We start from the raw sequence: 1,055 nt of genomic DNA on the forward strand, positions 1-1,055 counted from the left end.
CCCGCATAAGACACGTCGTTAACGACGTCGTTAAACACGTGTCCTAGATGATCGCACCAGCGTCAGGCAGGCGGTGCCAATGGCGCGGTTACGTTTTACCGGCGTTTCAAACCGACGCACGTCCCCAATCTCAGCCATGAACGTGACGGCACTTATCAATGCCACGCCCCGCAAGGCTTGGAGCGCATTCACGGCGGGGGCGAGGTCCCATTCCGGCACGAGAGCTTCGATAAGTCCGGCCAGACGATTCAGGCGTTCGGTGGCGTTGCGCTCAGCCTGCAGCATTTCCTGAAGGGCGATTTGATGCGCCTGATGCTCGAAGCTCTGGCTTTGCAGCCAACCGCATCCTCCACGGCTTGGGTCGGTGATAGATCCGCCCGTGGCGCAACATGAACGCCGAAACCAGCTGACGTTTGTGCCGCTGGTCCTCTGCGGCGCTTTCCCGGGCACGAACCAGGTCGCGCATCGCTTCATGCGTTTCATCAGGAACCCAGATCGGCGTCAGTTCCCCAGCACGCAAGACCCGGGCCAGTCGAATGGCATCCAGTCGGTCTGTCTTTACACGCTCACCGGCACGCACCGGAATCAACGACGGCGCGACGACACAGCATTCGAAACCAAACGCTCGTACCTGCCGATAAAGGCCATATCCCGTAGGTCCTGCTTCATAACATACCGAAACAGGCGACCCACGCCCGGAAAGTTTTCTGAGCAGCCGGTCGACGCTTGCAGGGGTGTTCTCGAAGCTGCCCCAGCTGAGAACCTCGTCACGCACCCCACCACCGGCAATTGCTACCGCCAGCTTGTCCTTCGAAATGTCGATTCCGAAATGGATCGTCGATTTTCTTTTGTCATGCCTTCCTACATCGCAGATCGGCGGCAAGTGCCGCCATGCGATCAGGATACAGGCTGAACCGTCATGCTCGCGCCGCTGGAAAAAGACATGCGGTCTTACTTTGCATCGTATCCGTCCGGCGTGACCGCCGTTGACATTCAACGTGGCTGCCAATTCCACGGCGCGAGTTCGTCGATGCGGTTGATCTTGTGATCGGCAA

At 58.8% G+C, this 1,055-nt stretch carries 2 protein-coding genes; both read right to left on the reverse strand.

All coding sequences use genetic code 11. The features are described 5' to 3' along the window. Positions 1–30 precede the first annotated feature (30 nt). The gene (locus CHB90_RS26895; protein WP_212591674.1) at positions 31–285 is read right to left on the reverse strand and encodes a transposase; all 255 of its coding nucleotides are present in this window, start codon (positions 283–285) and stop codon (positions 31–33) included. Next, a partial coding sequence (locus CHB90_RS26060; RefSeq protein WP_212591675.1) for an IS110 family transposase occupies positions 272–1,055 on the reverse strand: 784 nt, incomplete at its 5' end. The genes CHB90_RS26895 and CHB90_RS26060, both read right to left, overlap by 14 nt.

The organism is Antarctobacter heliothermus (assembly GCF_900188425.1).
In the GTDB taxonomy this organism is placed as follows: Bacteria; Pseudomonadota; Alphaproteobacteria; order Rhodobacterales; family Rhodobacteraceae; genus Antarctobacter; species Antarctobacter heliothermus.

Coding starts and splice junctions, on each gene's coding strand:
- CHB90_RS26895 (WP_212591674.1), bottom strand. CDS start 285: ATGCTGCAGGCTGAGCGCAACGCCACCGAACGCCTGAATCGTCTGGCC.